This window comes from Hyalangium sp., from assembly GCF_035629615.1.
Lineage (GTDB): Bacteria > Myxococcota > Myxococcia > Myxococcales > Myxococcaceae > Hyalangium.
On the sequence record NZ_DASPHO010000517.1, the window covers coordinates 1 to 18,782 of the forward strand.

Here is an 18,782-nt window from a genome sequence, read left to right on the forward strand (position 1 = left end):
GCCGGGTGATCTCGACGCCGTCACTCCCACGCCTCCTGCCCTGAGCGGCGTGAACAAATCGTCGTCTGCACTGGCCAGGTATTATGGTGCGCTCCACCATGAAGAAGGTCCTCGTCCTCGGCGCCACGAGCGCCATCGCTCAGGCCACGGTGCGGATGCTCGCTGCCCGAGGGGCCGCGCTCTACCTGGTAGGTCGCAACGCCACGAACCTCGACGCGGTGGCCAAGGATGCGGCCACCCGGGGGGCCTCGAAGGTGGAGCAGAAGGCAGTCGATCTGGACGACTTCGCCGCGCACGAGGTGCTGGTGGATCAAGCCGCGCAGGCACTCGGGGGCCTGGACGGGGCGCTCATCGCCCATGGCGTGCTCGGGGACCAGAAGGTGTGCGAGCGCTCCTGGGCTGAGACGGAGAAGGTGCTGCGCACCAACTTCTTGAGCGCGGCCTCGCTGCTGACGGCGCTCGCCAACCGCTTCGAGGCGCAGAAGGCCGGCACGCTGGTGGTCATCTCCTCGGTGGCGGGTGATCGCGGCCGGCAGAGCAACTACGTGTACGGTACCTCGAAGGGCGCGCTGAACGTCTTCCTCCAGGGACTGCGCAACCGGCTGGCTCGCTCCGGAGTGGCCGTGGTGACGGTGAAGCCCGGCTTCGTGGACACGCCGATGACGGCGCACCTGAAGAAGACCAGCCTCTTCGCCTCACCGGAGCAGGTGGCGCGCGGCATCCTGCGCGCGGCGGATAGGCGCAAGAACGAGGTCTACGTCCCCGCCAGATGGGCCCTCATCATGCTCATCATCCGCTCTATCCCCGAGGGCATCTTCAAGCGGCTGAAGCTGTAGCCGCCGCGGCACTGGAGCAGCCTGAGGAACTAGCCTCCTACTTGGGGCTCGCTTGCCAGGGGCCCGCCTTATCTCCAGACTTACCCCATGGGTTACGGCGCACGAAAGCTGCAAAGTCCCCCTTCCCTCGCTGACCTGGAGGCCCTACCCGAGGCTGTCGTAGGGGAGATCATCGAGGGCACGCTCTATACTCATGCACGGCCACGGGCGGGACATGGCCTCGTAGAGGGCAGACTCTTTGGTGGACTCGATGGCCCTTTCCAAGTGGGCCGGGGTGGACCGGGTGGCTGGTGGATCGAAACGGAGCCAGGCATCCAGCTCGAGGGCTCTCCTGAGTTCATTCCTGACCTCGCAGGGTGGCGCCGCGAACGCGTGCCAGCTTGGCCCGAGCGATGGACCATCGCCCCTGATTGGGCCTGCGAGATCCTCTCCCCCACCACGCGTGCCTACGACCAGCGCATCAAGCGCCCCTTCTATGCGCGCATCGGAATCCACCACCTCTGGTTCATCGACATGGAGGCGCGGACGCTCACGGTGAGCGAGCTGAGCAATGGCCGCTGGATGGAGATGGGCGTGTATGGCGAGGACGAGGTCATCCGCGCCGCCCCCTTCGATGCCATCGAACTGAAGCTCGGCGAGCTCTGGCCCCCCACCCGAGCGCCCTGACCCACCGTCGAGCCCGCTCCCGCATATATAAGGATGCGGGCCTCACTCTGTGTGTCTCAGTCCCACTTGGTGCGACTTGGCACCCCTGGCTCCACCCGGCATTCTTCGCGGTGGAGTTCCCCTCCGCACATGCACACATCCCTCTCCGCTCGCATCCCGCGCCTCGGGGCGAGCCTGCTCACGCTCGCCGCCGTCGGCCTCCTCACCTCCTGCAAGGGCACGGCGTCCAATCCCCCCTCGGCTCCCCCGCCGCCCGCGGCGTCTCCCACCGCCTCTACGCCTCCTCCCGCGCCCAGCCCTGGGGCCCAGCCTGCCGCGGCACCCGCTCCCGCCGCACCGGACACGCTGGCCCAGGAGCTTGCGGACATCATCACTCGCTACCGGAAGAACATCGTCCTGGCCGCGGATCAGGCCGCGCTCGATGAAGAGACGCGTGAGCGGACCACCATCGTGGGCCGGATGATCTTCGAGCAGAACCGCCACGCGCTGGAGCAGCTCGCCGAGCAGCTCGGCGAAGACCTCACCGCCGCGGCGAACAGCGGGTCCGCGCCTCCCACCATCACCGCGTTCCTCGACTGGCTGGAGACGTCGCCCCAGCTGCGGGACGGAGACAAGCTGGCCTTCAAGGACACCGTGGCGGATGTCCGCGCCGCCATTGAGTCGCTCCCGCACTCACCCGCGTGGAAGACCCCGCTGCTCACCCGCCTCGAGGAGGACCAGAAGGCGCTCCAGGAGATCCAGGCGCTCTACGAGAAGGAGCTGGAGCAGATCTTCGGGCGCTTCGAGACGCGCGGCATGACGGTGCAGCGCGAGGCCTGGGAATCCTACCTCGCCTTCCTCAAGGGCCTCTTCACCCGCGAGTCCATCCTCAAGGACTTCGAGGACTCGCTCCAGTCGCTCGGCGGGGGCATGCGTGGCAAGGGGCCTCGCAAGGAGCACCCCTTCATGCTCACCGGGCAGTCGCTCCCGGCGAAGACGCTGGTGCTCACCTTCGATGATGGGCCGCACCCGCGCCACACCGCCGCCATTCTCGCCACCCTCGAGAAGTACAAGGTGAAGTCCATCTTCTTCGAGGTGGGGCAGAACATCGCCGTCCCGCCCAAGCTCTCCAGCACGGACGGAGGCGTGGGCACGCTCAAGCGCACCTCGGCAGCCGGCTCCACCGAGAAGATCATCCAGTCCGGCCACGTGCTGGCCAACCACTCGCTGACGCACGCCTTCCTGCCGAAGCTGAGCGAGGAGCGGCTGCGCCAGGAGATCGACAACTCCAAGCTCATCATCGAGTCCGTGTCCGGCACGCCCATCCGGCTCTTCCGCCCTCCCTACGGCGCCTTCAACGCGCGCGTGCAGACGGAGCTCACCGCGCGCGGCCTCAAGGCCTTCCTGTGGAACGTGGACTCGCTGGACTGGAGCGATCCCATCCCCAAGTCCATCGCCAACCGCGTGGTGCAGGAGGTGGAGAAGCAGGGGCGCGGCGTCATCCTCCTGCACGACGTGCACAGCCAGACGGTGGAGGCGCTCCCGCTCATCCTGGAGACGCTGCAGTCCCGCGGCTACCAGTTCGTGCTCTGGGATGGGAGCTCGGTGACCGGGAGCGATCCGAAGGACGGAGGCACCGCGGTGGCCGCCGAGCCCGCCCCTGCGTCCACACCCGCGCCTGCGGACCTCTACCGCGAGAGCTGGGCGGTGGTGATCGGCATCAACGACTACCAGAAGTGGCCGAAGCTCTCGTACGCGGTGAACGACGCGAAGGGTGTGCGCGAGCTGCTGGTGAACAAGTTCCGCTTCAAGCCGGAGAACATCCAGGTGCTGCTCGACGGCGAGGCCACGCGCGAGCGCATCCTCTCGATGCTGGGGGACGTGCTCTCGGACTCGGCCAAGGTGAAGCGGGACGATCGCGTCTTCGTCTTCTTCGCGGGCCACGGCGTCACCCGCAAGCTGCCGAACGGCCGGAGCCTCGGCTACATCGTCCCCGTGGACGCGGACACGACGAACTACCAGAGCCAGGCCATCTCGATGACCAACTTCCAGGACATCAGCGAGGCCATCCCCGCCAAGCACGCCCTCTTCATCATGGACGCCTGCTACAGCGGTCTGGCGCTCACGCGCGGCGGGCCTCCGCCGGGAGATCTGCGCAAGTACCTCCAGGAGGTGACGCGGCGGAGCTCACGGCAGGTGCTCACGGCAGGCGGGGCGGACGAGCAGGTGGCCGATCAGGGCCCTGGCGGCCACTCCATCTTCACCTGGACGCTGCTGCAGGGGCTGGAGGGCAAGGCGGACCTCAACTCGGACGGCTACATCACCGCCTCCGAGCTGTTCGCGTACGTGGGGCCCACGGTGTCCTCGCTCTCACGGCAGACGCCGGCCTTCGGGAACATGCCCGGCAGCGAGGGCGGCGAGTTCATCCTCGAGCTGAACCACCACGACGGCGAGTTCCTCAGCGAGTCCTCCGAGCAGCTCGAGACGGAGGCCATCCGCCTCAACGCCGAGCTGGAGAAGGTGCGCCAGCAGATCGCCGAGAAGACGCAGCGCAACCAGACCCTGGCGAAGCAGTTGGAAGAGGCGCGGGGGCAGCTCGCGAACCTGGGCGATGCGGGGACGGCCGTGGCCGCGGCGCCGAGTCCGTCGCCCGCGGAGCTGGCCCGCAGGCACAGCGATCGCGGCATGGCGCTCTACCGGGAGAAGAAGTACGCGGAGGCCATCGCCGAGTTCAGGACCGCCGCCACGCTGGACCCTTCGGACGCGCAGGCGGCGAACAACGTGGGCTTCGTCCACTTCAAGCTGGGCGAGTACGCCGAGTCAGCGAAGTGGCTGGAGAAGACGCTCAGCCTGGATGCAGGGCGGGCCGTGGCCTACCTGAACCTGGGCGATGCCTACGACAAGCTCGGCCGCCGCGGCGACGCAGTGAAGGCCTACGAGCACTACCTGGCGCTGCTACCCGCCGGCCCTGCCGCGGGCCCGGTGAAGGACAAGCTGGCGAAGCTGCGCCAGTAGGCAGCAAACCCCGGGATCAGTGCTTCTTCGTTCGCAGTGCTGGAAACAATACGGACACCTCAAGGACCGGAATGATCCGCTTCTTGTCGTCTTCCTCGTACTCGATTTCATAAGTATCGAGTGGAGGAGTAAGGACGAACTTCTTCCGCTTCTGTAGCAATCCTGTCGTCTCACCAGCGGTCTGTTCAAAGATCCTGCCCGGCTTGCTGACCCTCCAGCAGACAACAGCATCAATGGCCTTGAAGAAGTGGTCCAGTGAGTTGCCTGCCGAGACCTCAAACTTGAACTCGACGCGTGCAAGCGCCGTTTTCGGGACGATCATCTGCTGTGCATCGGGGGCAACGCTCGCTATCGCGTCGACTCCGATTTTCGCGTTGTACTCGAGAATGTGCAGCGGCATCCGATGGCGACCCGACAGCAGTCCGTAGAGATAGAAGAGTTCCTGCTCGGAACGAGGCGCCTTCATCGGAATAGACTCGTCCGGTTCCAGCGTCGGCAAGCCCGAGACGTCGGATGGATCAAGCACGTCCCGTTTCTTGGGCTTGTCGAGCCAAGCTCGCACATCCTCACGGCGGTGATCCATCTGCTGGACTTCCCGATCACGAAGCCCTGCATGGCGCGCCGAGCGGAGACGATCGATCCAATCCCGGAAGGACTCCTCCTTCAACTTCTCGCGCAGCCACTCCACCAGATGGTTAAGAAGCTTTGGTTCATGCTCGGCGAAGTTCGAGATGTCACCGCGGTTCGCGGTCGGCAGGAACCGCTGGTGATTCACGAAGACCTGCCAGTTCCGCAAGTTTCCAAGGTCATAGCCAAGCCCATCTGAGGAAGCTTGCTCCAGCGCCTTCTCTAGGAGTTCGTTCTTGCGAACAATGGGAATGTAGTCGCGGCACAGCCAGAGTCCGAATCGCTCCTCGAAGCCATAGAGTCCCTGGTGGTTCTGCCAGCGAGCCTCGACATAGATCTCACGTTGGCGCCGATTCCCTTCGACCCGCGCGATGATCCCGTAGCCATCCTCAAGCATCCAGTCATTGGGCGTCGTAAGGCGTAGGGCCGTAAGGTCGTCGCGCGCGCCGCGCTTATTAGCACCGGAACTCTCGTTGACGTCGGCAAAGCGATGCCCGAATGCCTTCATCTCGGGGCGCTGCGCGTACTGCTGCAAGTCCTTCCCCCAGCTGGCCAGCAACTCCTTGTCGCGTTCATAGAGGGGCGAATAGTTGGAATCACCATTGACTCTGAGGTCTACGCGGAGCGGCCGTAGATTCACCTCCTGGGTACCCAGCCCTTCGGTGCGGTTCTGATCGACAGCCTCGTGGAAGGAGAGGCGTGTCTCGAACAGCCCACTCCTGAGGTCTCCAACAACCGTAAACCAGTCGATGTACGACTCAAGACGACGGCGCCGCAGCAGCATGTCCGCGTCTCCGAAGAGCACCTGCTCCACCCAGATCGCGGTCCCACTTTCCATTTTCAGAAAGCCCATGCTCTCGAGTTCCCTGCTCTTCGGGTCGGCCGGATCGAGCGGATAAATAGGAATCTCAGCTTCTGCTTCGAGCTCAGAAGGACGCAGAACGGTGCAGACACGCCAAGCCGATTGGCCCTGGCACCGCGTGACCACCGTAAGCCGTTCGCTTGCGAAGAAGAGCTTCGTGCCGTGCCCCTTATAACCAATGGCTTGACTGGCTGCGGCCTTGCGCGAAGCCCCAATGCCCCAGAAAGCACCGAGCCGCTCATCGTCCATCCCCTCACCGTCGTCAGCGAAGAGGATGCTTGGCTTCTCCGGGGTCAATTGGCGCCAAGTCCGGATCCAGACCCGCCGCGCTCCATGGTCTTTGGCATTCGAGAGCGCCTCGCGAACAATCTCCAGCGCGTCCACCTTGTTCTCGCGCAGTTCGCGGACGAGGTTCCGATGGTCGTGAATGCGCTTGACGCTCATGCTTAGCCCCTATGTGGAAGGCATGTTTCAGCACATCCAAGGCAGCACGTCACGCTCGGCCGCCGCGGCGACGCAGTGAAGGCCTACGAGCACTACCTGGCGCTGCTGCCCGCCGGTCCTGCCGCGGGCCCGGTGAAGGACAAGCTGGCGAAGCTGCGCCAGTAGGCAGCGCGCCGGAGCCGGACCGCTCTGGCGCGCCAGACCTGGACTACTCGTACGCCGGGGAGCAGCGACCGTAGTACCAGAGGCACGTGGGCGAGGCCGTGCGACAAGCCGTCTCCGTCTTGAACGACTTGCAGAAACACTCCACAGGGGCCCCGAGGCAGAGCGCCTCCGCGCCCACCTGCTCCGAGCCAGGTGCCGCAACCTGTGCGGGCATGGCCTCCTCCGTGGACACGGGAGCCTGGCTCTCCTCGGGGAGCAGCTCCCCACCACATGCAGTCAGGCCCAGCAGCGCGGCGACAACGATGAAGCAACGCATGAACGCCTCCAGCGGAAGGTTGGGCTCCACGGGAAGCCGGGAGCGCGCATACGTTGCTTCATGCCAAACAAGCAAATCAAGCAATAACTGCTTACCACGAGGCGTCAGTCTCCCCGTTCTGAGCGAACGAAGGCCAGGGCGCTCTTGGCCATCTCCACCGCCAGCCCTACCGCGCCGACCTTCTTCGGAGGGCTCAGCTCGCGCGAGAGGTATCTCCGCAGCGCCTCCGCGCGCCGCAGCTTGCCGCTGGAGGTGCGTGGCAGCGTCCCAGGATCCAGCATCCGCACCATGTGAGGGCGGATGCCCGTGCCCGCCACCACCGCCGCACGCACCCGATCCTCCACCGCCGCGTCGTCCGCCTCTGGGCCCACGCGCTCGGCGAGGATGAGCAGTGCCTCGCCCTCGCTCCCCTCAGGGGTGAAGCCGAGCGCCACCGCGCAGCCCACGCGCACGCCCTCCACACCTTGCAGACAGTCCTCGAAGGACTGCGGCGCGTGGTTGGCGCCACGGATGATGACCAGGTCCTTCGCGCGGCCCGTGAGGTACAGCTCTCCCTCCGCCACGAAGCCCAGGTCTCCCGTGTCCAGCCACCCGTCCGGGCCCAGCGTGCGCGCGGTGGCCTCGGCATCGCCGTAGTACCCCGCCATCACCGAGGGTCCCCGCGCGAAGACACGCCCCACCCGCCGCTCGGGCAGCGCGTGCCCCAGCCCATCGCGCAGCTCCACCTCGACGCCCGCCACCGGGCTCCCCACGGACACAAGCGGCCATGAGCCCTCCACCACCCGCCCCTCCCGAGCCAGCACGTCCATGTCCACCTGCAGCGAGCGCGGGCCGCGGCCCCCTGGCGGGAAGGTGACAGCCAGCGACGCCTCGGACAGCCCGTACACCGGGCGGAGCGCGCTCGGGGAGAAGCCGTACCGCTCGAAGCGATCAACGAAGCGGCGCAGCGTCTCCAGGGAGACGGGCTCAGCGCCGTTGAGCGCATGCTTCCAGCTCGAGAGATCCACGCCCCGCAGCTCCTCGTCCTTCACGCGCTTGAGGCACAGGCCATAGGCGAAGTTCGGCGCGGGAGAGATGAAGCCCTTGTGGCGCGAGAGGGCCCGCAGCCACAGCGCTGGCCGCGCGAGGAACACCTCGGGAGGCAGCAGCACCATGTTGCCCGGGTAGTACAGCGCCGACAGCAGACAGCCGATGAGCCCCATGTCGTGGTACAGCGGCAGCCAGGACACGCCCACGGGTGGCGTGCCCGGAGGCAGCGGGCTGGCGGCCTCCAGCGCGGCCACCTGTGCCATCAACGCCGCGTGCGTGAGCGCCACCGGCTTGGGATCTACCGTCGAGCCCGAGGAGAACTGGATGAGGCCCAGCGCCTCCGGCCGGACGCTCACCGCCAGCGCGTCCTCTCCCCGGGACACCTCGTCCACCGTCCGGCAGCCAAGCCTCGGCCGCGCCGCCTCCACCGCGGCCCCCAGCAGCAGCTTCACCTTCAAGTCCGTGAGCACCACCGCCGCGCCTGTCACCTCCAGCATCCGCGCCGTGGAGCGGTGGTACTCCTCCAGCCGCCCCAGCCGCACCGGCGGGTAGAGCGGCACGGGCACCGCCCCAGCCAGCAGCGCGCCGAAGAAGGCATCCATGAAGGCCGGGGACGTGGGCAGGAGGATGGCCACGCGATCTCCCTCGCTCACGCCCAGGCGCTGCAGCCCCGCGGCGGTGCGCTGGGCGCGGCGATGGACCTCGGCCCACGGCAGCACCGTCTCGCGCTCGGAGGCCTCCACGAAGGTCAGCCCGAGCTCCGTGCGCGCCGTGGCCGCGAGCATCTCCGTGACGGTGGCGTGCTTCACGGGCGGCAGCAGGGGCCCCTTCATCGCCGCTCCTCCGGCGTCTCCGCGACGCGCCTCGAGACGAGCCTCGCCAGATCCGCCACGGTGGTGACGCCCGCCGCGTCCTCCTCGGACAGCTTCACCCGGAAGCGGTTCTCCAGCCCCACCGCCAGCACCGTCAGCCCCAGGCTGTCGAGCTGCAGATCCTTGAGCAGGTCATGCGAGGGCTCCACGGCGCCCTTCCAGTCCAGCTCCTCACCCAGGATGCGGCGGACCTCCGCCACCACGTCGCGCTCCAGCTCCGCCATGCCACACCTCCGAGAGAGCGCAGGGAGTGTCCCCCACTCTCATGCTCACCAGCGCAGCAGCACCAGCTCCGCGCAGAAGCCGGGCCCCATCGCCATCATGATTCCCCAGTCGCCCGGCCGCGGCTCCTGGGACTCCATCGTCTCGCCGAGCACGAAGAGCACCGAGGCCGAGGAGAGGTTGCCCACCTCTCTGAGCGAGGCCCACGAGCGCGCCAGGGCCTCTCGCGGCAGCTCGAGGCTCTCCGCGAAGGCCTCCAGCACCTTGGGGCCACCGGTGTGGGCCACCCAGTGCCGGATGTCCGTGCGCTTCAGCCCCTGCTCGGCGAGGAACGTGTCCACGTTGGCGCGGACGTTCTCGCGGACCAGCTGGGGCACCTTGGCGGACAGCACGACTTTGAAGCCCGTGTCCACGATGTCCCAGCCCATGATGCGCTCGGTGTCCGGGTAGAACACGGCGCGGGACGCCACCACGCGGGGACCCTGCGCCTTCGCCTCGGCGCCCTGCAGCACCACGCACGCGGCGCCATCTCCGAAGAGGCCCGAGGCGATGATGTTGGGGATGGACAGATCCTCGCGCTGGAGCGTCAGCGAGCACAGCTCCACGGAGAGCACGAGCGCCGTGTGCCGCGGCCACGCCCTCAGGTAGTCCACCGCGCGCGCCACCCCCGCCGCGCCGGCCACGCACCCCAGGCCGAAGAGGGGCGTGCGCCGCAGGTCCTCGCGAAACCTCAGCCGGTTGGCCAGGCGGGCCTCGATGCTTGGCACGGCCAGTCCCGTCACTGTCACGAAGAAGACGTGGTCCACGTCCCGCGGAGTGAGCCCTGCCTTGTCCAGCGCCTGGCGCACCACCTTCTCGCCCAGCTCCACCGCGGCGTGGATCCACGCATCATTGCGCTGCTGGAAGGAGACGAGCGGGTGGTACTCGTCGATGGGCAGGGAGAGGAAGCGCCCGGACACATTCACCGCGCGATGAAGATCCTCCAGCCGCTCCAGGTTGAAGTGCTTCTTGGACCATAGCTCTCGGAAGGCGCCGATGAGCTGCTCCTGACTCGCGTAGTGAGGCGGGAGGGCGCGACCCACTGCACGAACAAGAGGAGACGGGTCCAGAGAGGATGCGCTGTGCATGAAGCTCCCGCGGAAGACTGACCCTTAACCGAGGATCGCACCGGAAGCGACCCAAGAGAGCGCGCTCGCAGTCATGAGCATGACACACGGCCTCTCCTGGCGAGCCATCGGTCCCGAAGTTTCATGAACCCGACAGCCGGGCTCCCGGAAGGTAGAGTGCCGCCCCCCGGACTCCACCTTCCCGGGTGCGCCGCAGGAGGGCACTCGCCGCCTCAGCGCAGCCGGCGGCACGCGGACGTCTTCACCGCGAGAAACATGCGGGAGCCTGGCGCCATGTGCAGCTCCCGCACGGCTCCCTCCGTCACTCGCACCGCGAACGGCACCCCTGCCACCTCGACGAGGATGATCCGATCCCCAACACCCGCCTCCTCGATCCGCTTCACCGTGCCCTCGAGCACGTTGCGCGCGGAGACGCCGGTGAGCGGCCCCACGGACAGGAGGATGTCCTCGGCGAGCACTGCATAGGCCGCGCGCGCTCCCACGCTCAGGTCCACCGCGTCCGGCACCCAGAGGGAGAGCCCCTCCGTCACGCGCAGCCTCAGCCCGCCCTCCGCCGGCCGCTCCAGGCTCCCCTCCAGGATGTTCTCCTCTCCTTCCATCCCCAGCACGCCGCGCGTCGCCCCGCCGAGCACTGCGTCCGCTGGCCCCACCGCGCGCACGCGTCCCTGCTCGAGCAGCAGGGCCTCCTGCGCCAGCACCCGCGCCTCGCCGAGCTGGTGGGTGACGTAGAGCAGCGGCACGCGCGCCTCGTCCCGGATGCGCAGCAGGTACGGCAGCACGCGCTCCTTGAGGGCCACATCCAGCGCGGCCAGCGGCTCGTCCAACAGCAGCAGCGCGGGATCCGTCGCCAGCGCCCTCGCCAGCGCCACGCGCTGACGCTCGCCACCGGAGAGCGTGGCCGGGTAGCGATGCAGCAAGGGCTCCAGCTCCAGCAAGGCCACGGCCTCGTCCACACGGGAGGGGCGGCCCTTGCGCACGCCGAAGCGGACATTCTCCCGCGCGGTGAGGTGGGGAAAGAGGAGCGAGTCCTGCGGCACGTAGCCCATGCGCCGCGCCTCGGGCGGCACCTCCACGCCCGCGGCCGAGTCCAGCAGCACACGCTCTCCCACCACGAGCCGGCCCCGGGCCTCGCGGCGCAGCCCGGCCAGCGACTCCAGCAGCGAGGTCTTCCCGGAGCCAGAGCGGCCCATCACGGCCACCGCCGCGGAGCTGAAGCGCGCCTCTACCTCGAGCGGGAAGCGGGCCAGCGGCAGTCTCAGAGAGAGCTCGATCATGCGCGTGCCCGGGCTCCGCGGCGGCGAGCGAGGATCTCCGTCGCATAGATGGCGGCGAAGGCGATCAGGGTAGCAATGCCCGCAAGCCGGAGCGCCTCCGCATCCTGCCCGAGCTGGGTGCGGTGGAAGATGGCGAGCGCAAGGGTCTGGGTCCTCCCGGGGATGTTGCCAGCCACCAGCACCGTGGCGCCGAACTCCCCCAGGGCGCGAGAGAAGGCGAGCAGCGCCCCGGTGAGCACGCCTCGCCAGGCCAGCGGCAGCGTCACCCGGAAGAAGGCCCGAGCCCGCGAGTCCCCCAGCGTGCGTGCCACCGCCACCAGCCGTGGATCCACCTCCTCGAAGCCCGAGCGCGCCGAGCGCACCAGCAGAGGGAAGGCCATGATGGCGCTCGCCAGCACCACGGCCTTGGGGGTGAAGACCACCTCGATGCCGAGCCCATCCAGCGCCTGCCCCAGCGGGCTGTTCATCGCGAGCAGCTCCAACAGCACCAGCCCCACCGCCGTGGGCGGGAGCACCATCGGGAGAGAGAGCAGCGTCTCGACGAGGCCCTTGCCTGCTCCCTGCCAGCGAGCCAGCCCATAGGCCACGGCGACCCCCACCGGCAGAATGAGGGCCGTGGCGAGCGCCGCCACCGCCAAGGAGAACAGAACGAGGGACAGCTCGCCGTCCATCACGGCTGGGATTTCCCCGGCAGGAAGAGGAAGCCGTACCGCTCGAAGGTGCGCTTCGCGGCGTCTCCTTGCAGGAAGCGCACGAAAGCGCTGCCCGCCTCGGGGGCCTTGCCCTTGGACAGCGCCGCCACGGGATAGACGATGCGAGGCCCCTCCGCCTCCGGCACGGTGAGCACCACACGCACACGCTTCGACAGCGCCGCATCCGTGGCATACACCACGCCGGCGTCCACCCGGCCGGCCTCGACCGCGGCGAGCGCCGCGCGCACATCCAGCGTGGGCACCACGCGGGGCTCCAGCTGCTCCCAGAGCCCCGCCTTCTCCAGCCAGGCCTTCGCATAGATGCCCGCGGGCACCGCCGCAGGATCCGCAATCGCCAGCCGCTTCATCCCGCCCAGCTCCGCCGCGGAGGCCACCTTCCGCTTCGAGCCCACCGGCACCACCACCACCAGCCGGTTGGCGAGCAGCTCCACCCGTGTGCCCAGTTGAACGAGGCCCGCCTTCTCCACCCGCTCCAGCTTCGCCACGTCGGCGGAGAGGAAGACATCCGCGGGAGCCCCCGCCTCGGCCTGACGCGCCAGGTCACTGGAGGCGCCGAAGGCGAACTCCACCGTGTGGCCCTGCTCCTTCGTGAAGGCGCGGCCCAGCTCCTGGAGCGCATCCGTGGCGCTCGCCGCGGCGAACACCAGGACACGCTCGCCGGCATGAGCGGAGAGGGATGAAGCAAGCAGGAGAGCAAGCAACGCTGTGCGCATGGGACCGTTCCTCTTCCGGAGCGAGGTGCGCAGTCAAGCGCCCATCGTCTCCCGGAGAATCCATTGACCCGCACCAGGACGCCCGATAAAGGAAATTCCGTGTCACGGAATATCCCTAATGAGGAAGATCTCGCAGGTGAGTCCGCTCGGCTGCAGCAGCTGCTGTACGCGCTGGGCCGGCGCCGCTCGCTCCGTGACCCCATCGCTGGCATCTGCGAAGCGCTCCAGTGCACCCCTCCCCAGATCCACGCACTGCTGTGGTTGGGACAGGACGGCATGCTCACCATGGGAGAGCTGGCACGGCGGCTGGGGGTGACGGAGAAGACGGTGACAGGGGTCGTGGATCGCCTCGAGCGCGAGGGCCACGTCCAGCGCGAGCGCATCACCCTGGACCGCCGCGTCGTCCGCTGCCGCCTCACAGAGCCGGGGCAGAAGACCTACCAGCGGCTCGACCGCCTCCTGCATGAGGCGATGGGCCAGATGCTCGGCATGCTGGATGGGGGCGATCGCAAGGCCCTCTTCCGCATCCTGGAGAAGCTCGTCCGCCGGCTGGAGCCCTCTTCCCCGGACGGGGTGCCTCCCGCCCGCGTCAGGTCGGCCTGAGCCACCACCCGCTCCTTCCTTCGCTCCACCGCTCCCACCTCGAGCCACCTTGCATGGCGTGTCCCTTGTTTTATCGAACAGGGCGCCCGCAACATCTCGGGGAGAAGAGCAATGAAGACGACACATGCATCCAGGCTTCTGGGGCTGCTGGTGGTGGGGGTGCTGGGGCTGGCAGGGTGCGACAAGGGGCCGCCCGCCTCGCCTCCCGAGGGAGCGCCAGGGACAGCTCCCGCTGCTCCGGAGACCGACAGGGAGCCGGTGACGGCGGCGCCGCAGCTCTCAGCTGAGCCCCTTGCTTCCATGGCGCCCTTGGCGGAGTCGGTGCGGTCGGCCGTCGTCAACGTGGAAGTCCGCGCGCGGGGCCGGGGCTCCCGGGGGCTGCCCATGCCGGAAGATCCCTTCGGTGAAGGCATCCCCTGGCCCTGGCGGGACCCGGGCCCGGGGCCACAGGATCCGCTGCGCCAGGGCGTCGGCTCGGGCTTCATCATCGATCCCTCGGGCGTCGTGCTCACCAACAACCACGTGGTGGAGGGCGCCGTCCAGATCAGCGTGAACCTCACGGACGGCCGCCAGCTCGAGGCCGAGGTGCTGGGCTCGGACCCGCTCACGGACGTGGCGGTGCTCAAGCTCCAGGGCAAGGAGGTGAAGGATCTGCCGGTGGTGCGGCTGGGAGACTCGGACGCGATGCGCGTGGGGGACTGGGTGCTGGCCGTCGGCAACCCGTTTGGCCTGGCCTCCAGCGTCAGTGTGGGCATCCTCTCGGCCAAGGCGCGCAACATCCAGGCGGGTCCTTATGACGACTTCCTGCAGACGGACGCGGCCATCAACCCGGGCAACTCCGGCGGCCCGCTCTTCAACATGAAGGGCGAGGTGATCGGCATCAACACCGCCATCGTGGGTGGGGGCACGGGCATCGGGTTCGCGGTGCCGAGCAACCTGGTCACCGCGTTGCTGCCCCAGCTCGAGAAGGAGGGCGCCGTGACGCGCGGCTGGCTCGGGGTGGGTGTGCAGGACCTGACGCCCACGCTCGCTGAGGCGATGAGGCTGCCGGTGCGCGAGGGAGCCGTCGTGGTGAGCGTCGAGGCGGGCTCGCCCTCCGCGCGGGCCGGGCTGGAGCTGGATGACACCCTCGTGGCCCTGAACGACAAGCCCATCACCTCCTCCGGCGCGCTCACGCGTGCGGTCGCGCTGATGCGCCCTGGGACGGAGGTGACGCTCACGCTCTACCGCAATGGCCAGAAGCTGGAGCGGAAGGTGACGCTCGGGACGCGGCCCGATCTCGAGGGCATCGCCTCGCGACGAGGCCCTCCATCTGCGGAGGAGCCGCAGCAGCGGATAGGCATCGGCCTGTCAGACGTGAGCTCCCAGCTGGAGCGGAGGGGGCTGCCTCAGGGAGCGCTCATCACCCAGGTCGTGCCGGGCTCCGTGGCCGAGCGCGCCGGGCTGATGCCTGGGATGGTAGTGGTGGAGGCGGCAGGCAGGCCGGTGCGCAGCGCCGCGGACCTGGTCCGGCTCCTGCGGGACGCAAGGGCCGGGAGTGCGGTGCTCCTGCGCGTCCAGTTTCAAGACGCGCGAGGGCTGCGCGCGCTCACGATCCCCGAGTAGCCGCATCTGGCTCCTGGGGCTCGGCCCCGCCTGCCAACGCCGCGGGCGGGCGGGCAAGCAACACCCTTGGGTGCAGGAGCAGGGCGATGGCCTCGCGCACGGTCCAGTAGAAGCGCTCCACCGGCTCGAGGTTGCGCTCGGTGAGGAGCGCGGGGCTGGTGGCCACCTCGAAGCCCTGGAGCCGGAAGTACTGGCGCGCGCGCAGCAGGTGGTACGGATCGGACACCACCACCACACGCCGGGCGCTCAGCGAGCGCAGCAGCGCGGCGCTGTAGCGGGCGTTCTGCTCGGTGGAGTGGCTCTGCTCCTCTAGGATGCACGCCTCGGCTGGAACACCGAGCTGAACCGCCAGCGTGCGCATGACCTGGGCTTCGGAGGGCGGATTCACGCCGACCCCGCCGGAGAAGAGAAGCCGAGGTGCGATACCGCGCTGATACAGCTCCACCGCCTTCTCCACCCGCGCCTGCAGCGCTCCCGAGGGAACCCCTCCCGGTAGCACGCGCGCCCCCAGCACCACCAGCGCGTCGGCCGACTGGGACCGCTCGCGCTGCCCGAAGCGATCCACGCGCCACGCCAGCCCGAACACGCCGCACGTCAGCACGCCCACGAGGGCGATGAGGAGTCGCCGGAGGGAGCCAGGACGTGTCCAGAGCGCGGAGAGCCACATCGGGCCCAGGGTAGGCCAACCCCTTCACGGCTGCGAGTCCCTGCCCGGCATTTGAACTCCAGTCACCGCCCCCGACTGTCACCGCGCGTGTCGTGACGGGCGCGAGGACCAGCGGTAGAAGGCACGGCCATGGATCTCAAGCTCATCGGCACCACGTTCGTGGCAGTCTTTCTGGCCGAGCTCGGTGACAAGACGCAGCTGGCCACCCTCACGTTCGCCGCGAGCGGGCAGTCCCGCTGGTCGGTCTTCATCGGCTCGGCGGCGGCGCTGGTCGCCACCTCGGCCATCGCGGTGCTGGTGGGCGAGGCCTTGGCGCGGGTGATCTCTCCCACGCTGCTCAAGCGCCTGGCGGGAGTGGCCTTCGTCCTCATCGGCGCCTGGGTGCTCTGGTCCTCCCGTCCCTCGGCCTGAGCCCTTGCTCCGCGGCGCTCAGGGCGCTGCTTCCGACACCACCTCCGGCATGGGAGCCTCCTTCAGCCGCACGTCCGCGACGACGGGGTAGTGGTCCGAGGCTCCCACATGCAGCACCTCGCTCCGCAGGGGCACGAAGGCATCACAGGCGAGCACGTAGTCGATGCGCAGGGTGGGCGAGAATGGGAGCGGCAGCGGGTACGTGCCCCTGGAGCCCTGGCCGCTGGCGGCCACGACGTCCGTGAGATCACGCCGGAGCAGGCGCACCGTGCGGGAGTCTGGATCGTCGTTGAGGTCTCCCATGAGGAGCTTGGGCCGCGGATCCCTGTCGAGCAGTCCGGCGATGAGCGCGCTCTGGCGCATGCGGGCATCGCCGTTGAAGGGCCGCCGGATGAGGTGGGTGACGTAGACACTCACCTCGCGCCCGGCCACCTGCATCAACGCGTGGGCCACCGTCCGAGGCTCCGCGCCTCGCGGCACGGGCAGCGGATACTGGGCCAGCGCCTCCAGCGGGAAGCGCGACAGCAGCGCGATGCCGTAGGCGCCACCGTACAGATCGGTGGTGCGGAAGTGGGCGTGGTACGGAAGGCCGGTCTGCTGGGCGAGCACCGCCGTCTGGTCCAGCCCCCCCGCGCGCCGGCTGCCCCGGTCCACCTCCTGCAGCGCGACGATGTCGGGGTGAGCGGAGCGGATGACCTCGGCCACTCCATCGAGCCCGCGAAGGCCGGACTGGATGTTGAAGGTCATCACGCGCAGCTCGCCGGCTTCACGAGGGGCGGACGCGTCCTGCTCCACCCGGGTGAGGCGTGAGCTCGTGCCCGAGGAGGTGGCGCACGCGAGCGCAGCAGTCAACGAGAACGCGGAGAGAAGAGGGAGGAGGCGCATGGCTTGAAGGGGCGCGATGCTAGACGTGCCTCGGAGCGCTGTCCTCCCCCCGCCCTGAGCCCGTCCGCCGGGCAGGCGGACGAACCCAGGGGGGCCCCTGGAGCATGGCGGCAACAGCCAGACCCCGGCGGCGCGTTACACGGAGCGGCGGCGCAGACCCGCGGCGGCAAGCAGGGCCAGCAGGGCAATCAGGGGCGCGCCTCCCGCGGCGGAGCAGCCACCATCGTCCTCCTCGCCATCACCCGGCTCGCCGGTACCCGCATCCGGGTTACCAGTGCCTGCGTCCGGGTTGCCGGTGCCACCGGTGATCTGCACCTGCTTGGTGATGGAGACGGAGCGGTCCCCATCCTCGTTGCCGTTGCCGTTGGTCGAGTTGCCGCTGGCAAAGAGGGTGGTGGTGCCAGCCGCGCTAGGGGCCTTCAGCGTGAACTCGAACTGGACCTCGGTGCCAGTGAACACCTTGGCCGCCGTGTGAGTCAGCTCCCCGCCGGCGAGCTTCAGGTCGCCCGCCACGATTCCGAGCGTGCCACCGTTGTTGCTCACCGCGACGTTCATGCCGCCCTTGACGGCCGCGCCACCACTGATGGTGAGCGTGTAGTTCCCCGTGGCGCCCGCTGCCAGGGTGTCGGGACCGGTCAGCGTCACCGTCGGGATGGCCGCGCTGGGGCTGCGGCCATGGCACGCGGACGTGCACGTCTGGGCCCCTTTCCCAGAATGGTTCGTCTGTCCACCGCTCATCGCGTGGACCGTGGACGACAAGAAGAACGCAGCCACCACACCGGCAATGCCAAGAGAGAGACTCTGCACCCGCATGCAACCTCCAAGAGAAGAGAGAGAGAGAGAGAGTCCGCTTCTTAACCCAGACTTGCCACGGCGCGTTAGAGCCACGCGAATCCGCTTCGGAGCGCCTCCTTCCCTCCGCGCTCGAGCACCTCTCCGTGGCACACCACCACGCGCTCGAAGTCCCAGCTCAGCACTCCTTCCAGCGAACTGCGCAGCGCCGCCCGATCCTTAACCAGGGACTTCAGTAGCAGCGTCGGCGCGAGCTTCCCGTACGTGCCGCACAGCCGCAGGTACGTCCGCGTCAACCAGGAGGGTGAGTCGCGGATGTGGAACGCCAGATCCGTCAGCAGCAGGGTGCAACTCGGACGGTGCAGGAAGACGAGCTCCTCCACGCGGGGAATGCCGCCCATCCGCTGCTGCATGATCACCTCGCTGTAGCCCGCGTCCGGCGCGTCCCCCAGCTCCACGTCAATGCGCAGCTGGGGCTGTTTACGTCTCAGGCCCGCCAGCGCCACCACACGGGCCTCCGGGTACGCCGCCGCCCAGTCCTTCAAGGAGAGGTGGTGCATCAGGTTGGGCGCCACCAGGAAGCGCACGGGCCCCAGCGCCTCCACCGCCGCGCGCGTCGCCGCGTCCAGCCGCACTGGCGAGTGGATCCACAGGCCTCCCCCGGGCAGGCGGATCACCGTCATCCGCCCTCCCAGCTCCAGCCCCGCCGTGCGGAACGGCACCTCCAGGACATAGAGACCTTCCGTCACAAGGCGCAGCATGGGGACTCCTCCGGGCTCACGGGGACGTGCGCGCATGTCGGAACCACCTTGGGTGCGCACATACCTGACGTGTCATACCTACCCGCAACACACCTCGCAAAGTTTGCGGAGTGCAAAGTTTGCGAAGCGCAGTCCCTTGCGAGCGGCGGGCCTGGCGCGCTGGGGCTCCTGTCCTTCCCAGGGCTTACAGCGGCTTCT

General features: G+C 68.6%; 18 protein-coding genes. 6 read left to right on the top strand and 12 right to left on the bottom strand.

The features are described from left to right. Positions 1–98: 98 nt before the first annotated feature. The 3 genes from VD972_RS26330 to VD972_RS26340 all read left to right on the top strand — a co-directional run bounded on the left by VD972_RS26330 (position 99) and on the right by VD972_RS26340 (position 4,496). Positions 99–836, top strand: a complete 738-nt coding sequence (locus tag VD972_RS26330; RefSeq protein WP_324991494.1) for an SDR family oxidoreductase — start codon at positions 99–101, stop codon at positions 834–836. Positions 837–923: 87 nt separating this feature from the next. Next, positions 924–1,502: a Uma2 family endonuclease gene (locus tag VD972_RS26335; protein WP_324991495.1), complete on the top strand. Its 579-nt coding sequence runs from the start codon at positions 924–926 to the stop codon at positions 1,500–1,502. 129 nt (positions 1,503–1,631) lie between these two features. Continuing rightward, positions 1,632–4,496 (top strand): polysaccharide deacetylase family protein, encoded by a 2,865-nt coding sequence (locus VD972_RS26340; RefSeq protein WP_324991496.1) that lies wholly within the window; start codon positions 1,632–1,634, stop codon positions 4,494–4,496. 16 nt (positions 4,497–4,512) lie between these two features. On the opposite strand, the gene VD972_RS26345 is transcribed toward VD972_RS26340, so the two are convergent. The 8 genes from VD972_RS26345 to modA form a co-directional block, all read right to left on the bottom strand. Further along, a complete protein-coding gene (locus VD972_RS26345) occupies positions 4,513–6,429 on the bottom strand; it encodes an ATP-binding protein (protein WP_324991497.1) in 1,917 nt (638 codons plus the stop codon). 208 nt (positions 6,430–6,637) lie between these two features. After that, positions 6,638–6,910 (bottom strand): hypothetical protein, encoded by a 273-nt coding sequence (locus VD972_RS26350; protein WP_324991498.1) that lies wholly within the window; start codon positions 6,908–6,910, stop codon positions 6,638–6,640. Positions 6,911–7,014: 104 nt separating this feature from the next. Further along, complete coding sequence (locus VD972_RS26355; protein WP_324991499.1) at positions 7,015–8,772, bottom strand: fatty acyl-AMP ligase; 1,758 nt, start codon at positions 8,770–8,772, stop codon at positions 7,015–7,017. Beyond that, positions 8,769–9,035, bottom strand: coding sequence for an acyl carrier protein (locus VD972_RS26360; RefSeq protein WP_324991500.1), 267 nt, complete (start codon positions 9,033–9,035; stop codon positions 8,769–8,771). Before VD972_RS26360 ends, VD972_RS26355 begins: the two co-directional genes overlap by 4 nt. Before the next feature lie 45 nt (positions 9,036–9,080). Next, positions 9,081–10,160: a type III polyketide synthase gene (locus VD972_RS26365; RefSeq protein ID WP_324991501.1), complete on the bottom strand. Its 1,080-nt coding sequence runs from the start codon at positions 10,158–10,160 to the stop codon at positions 9,081–9,083. 212 nt (positions 10,161–10,372) lie between these two features. Then, a complete protein-coding gene (gene modC / locus VD972_RS26370; protein WP_324991502.1) occupies positions 10,373–11,434 on the bottom strand; it encodes a molybdenum ABC transporter ATP-binding protein in 1,062 nt (353 codons plus the stop codon). Then, on the bottom strand, positions 11,431–12,105 hold the full coding sequence (gene modB, locus VD972_RS26375; protein ID WP_324991511.1) for a molybdate ABC transporter permease subunit: 675 nt from the start codon (positions 12,103–12,105) through the stop codon (positions 11,431–11,433). The genes modC and modB overlap by 4 nt, the downstream gene beginning before the upstream one ends. After that, a complete protein-coding gene (gene modA, locus VD972_RS26380; protein WP_324991503.1) occupies positions 12,105–12,860 on the bottom strand; it encodes a molybdate ABC transporter substrate-binding protein in 756 nt (251 codons plus the stop codon). Before modA ends, modB begins: the two co-directional genes overlap by 1 nt. A gap of 99 nt (positions 12,861–12,959) precedes the next feature. Between modA and VD972_RS26385 the strand changes: the two genes are divergently transcribed. Both VD972_RS26385 and VD972_RS26390 read left to right on the top strand, forming a co-directional pair. Continuing rightward, entirely contained in the window at positions 12,960–13,463 is a 504-nt protein-coding gene (locus VD972_RS26385) for a MarR family transcriptional regulator (protein ID WP_324991504.1), read from the top strand. A gap of 111 nt (positions 13,464–13,574) precedes the next feature. After that, positions 13,575–15,068 (top strand): Do family serine endopeptidase, encoded by a 1,494-nt coding sequence (locus VD972_RS26390; protein ID WP_324991505.1) that lies wholly within the window; start codon positions 13,575–13,577, stop codon positions 15,066–15,068. On the opposite strand, the gene VD972_RS26395 is transcribed toward VD972_RS26390, so the two are convergent. Continuing rightward, positions 15,052–15,735 (bottom strand): YdcF family protein, encoded by a 684-nt coding sequence (locus VD972_RS26395; protein ID WP_324991506.1) that lies wholly within the window; start codon positions 15,733–15,735, stop codon positions 15,052–15,054. The two genes, VD972_RS26390 and VD972_RS26395, sit on opposite strands and share 17 nt — an antisense overlap. Before the next feature lie 129 nt (positions 15,736–15,864). Between VD972_RS26395 and VD972_RS26400 the strand changes: the two genes are divergently transcribed. Next, entirely contained in the window at positions 15,865–16,146 is a 282-nt protein-coding gene (locus VD972_RS26400) for a TMEM165/GDT1 family protein (protein WP_324991507.1), read from the top strand. An 18-nt stretch (positions 16,147–16,164) separates the two neighbouring features. Here the strand turns inward: VD972_RS26400 and VD972_RS26405 are convergent, their stop codons facing one another. From VD972_RS26405 to VD972_RS26415, 3 genes are all read right to left on the bottom strand, one after another. Further along, a complete protein-coding gene (locus tag VD972_RS26405) occupies positions 16,165–17,031 on the bottom strand; it encodes an endonuclease/exonuclease/phosphatase family protein (protein WP_324991508.1) in 867 nt (288 codons plus the stop codon). Positions 17,032–17,166: 135 nt separating this feature from the next. After that, positions 17,167–17,844, bottom strand: coding sequence for an MXAN_6652 family MXYO-CTERM-anchored protein (locus VD972_RS26410; RefSeq protein WP_324991509.1), 678 nt, complete (start codon positions 17,842–17,844; stop codon positions 17,167–17,169). Positions 17,845–17,909: 65 nt separating this feature from the next. Next, positions 17,910–18,584 (bottom strand): hypothetical protein, encoded by a 675-nt coding sequence (locus tag VD972_RS26415; RefSeq protein ID WP_324991510.1) that lies wholly within the window; start codon positions 18,582–18,584, stop codon positions 17,910–17,912. Between the last annotated feature and the right edge of the window lie 198 nt (positions 18,585–18,782).

What these genes read in the sequence shown, in the direction of transcription:
- VD972_RS26330 (WP_324991494.1), top strand. Translation starts at nt 99, where the DNA reads ATGAAGAAGGTCCTCGTCCTCGGCGCCACGAGCGCCATCGCTCAGGCC.
- VD972_RS26335 (WP_324991495.1), top strand. Translation starts at nt 924, where the DNA reads ATGGGTTACGGCGCACGAAAGCTGCAAAGTCCCCCTTCCCTCGCTGAC.
- VD972_RS26340 (WP_324991496.1), top strand. Translation starts at nt 1,632, where the DNA reads ATGCACACATCCCTCTCCGCTCGCATCCCGCGCCTCGGGGCGAGCCTG.
- VD972_RS26345 (WP_324991497.1), bottom strand. Translation starts at nt 6,429, where the DNA reads ATGAGCGTCAAGCGCATTCACGACCATCGGAACCTCGTCCGCGAACTG.
- VD972_RS26350 (WP_324991498.1), bottom strand. Translation starts at nt 6,910, where the DNA reads ATGCGTTGCTTCATCGTTGTCGCCGCGCTGCTGGGCCTGACTGCATGT.
- VD972_RS26355 (WP_324991499.1), bottom strand. Translation starts at nt 8,772, where the DNA reads ATGAAGGGGCCCCTGCTGCCGCCCGTGAAGCACGCCACCGTCACGGAG.
- VD972_RS26360 (WP_324991500.1), bottom strand. Translation starts at nt 9,035, where the DNA reads ATGGCGGAGCTGGAGCGCGACGTGGTGGCGGAGGTCCGCCGCATCCTG.
- VD972_RS26365 (WP_324991501.1), bottom strand. Translation starts at nt 10,160, where the DNA reads ATGCACAGCGCATCCTCTCTGGACCCGTCTCCTCTTGTTCGTGCAGTG.
- modC (WP_324991502.1), bottom strand. Translation starts at nt 11,434, where the DNA reads ATGATCGAGCTCTCTCTGAGACTGCCGCTGGCCCGCTTCCCGCTCGAG.
- modB (WP_324991511.1), bottom strand. Translation starts at nt 12,105, where the DNA reads ATGGACGGCGAGCTGTCCCTCGTTCTGTTCTCCTTGGCGGTGGCGGCG.
- modA (WP_324991503.1), bottom strand. Translation starts at nt 12,860, where the DNA reads ATGCGCACAGCGTTGCTTGCTCTCCTGCTTGCTTCATCCCTCTCCGCT.
- VD972_RS26390 (WP_324991505.1), top strand. Translation starts at nt 13,575, where the DNA reads ATGAAGACGACACATGCATCCAGGCTTCTGGGGCTGCTGGTGGTGGGG.
- VD972_RS26395 (WP_324991506.1), bottom strand. Translation starts at nt 15,735, where the DNA reads ATGTGGCTCTCCGCGCTCTGGACACGTCCTGGCTCCCTCCGGCGACTC.
- VD972_RS26400 (WP_324991507.1), top strand. Translation starts at nt 15,865, where the DNA reads ATGGATCTCAAGCTCATCGGCACCACGTTCGTGGCAGTCTTTCTGGCC.
- VD972_RS26405 (WP_324991508.1), bottom strand. Translation starts at nt 17,031, where the DNA reads ATGCGCCTCCTCCCTCTTCTCTCCGCGTTCTCGTTGACTGCTGCGCTC.
- VD972_RS26410 (WP_324991509.1), bottom strand. Translation starts at nt 17,844, where the DNA reads ATGCGGGTGCAGAGTCTCTCTCTTGGCATTGCCGGTGTGGTGGCTGCG.
- VD972_RS26415 (WP_324991510.1), bottom strand. Translation starts at nt 18,584, where the DNA reads ATGCTGCGCCTTGTGACGGAAGGTCTCTATGTCCTGGAGGTGCCGTTC.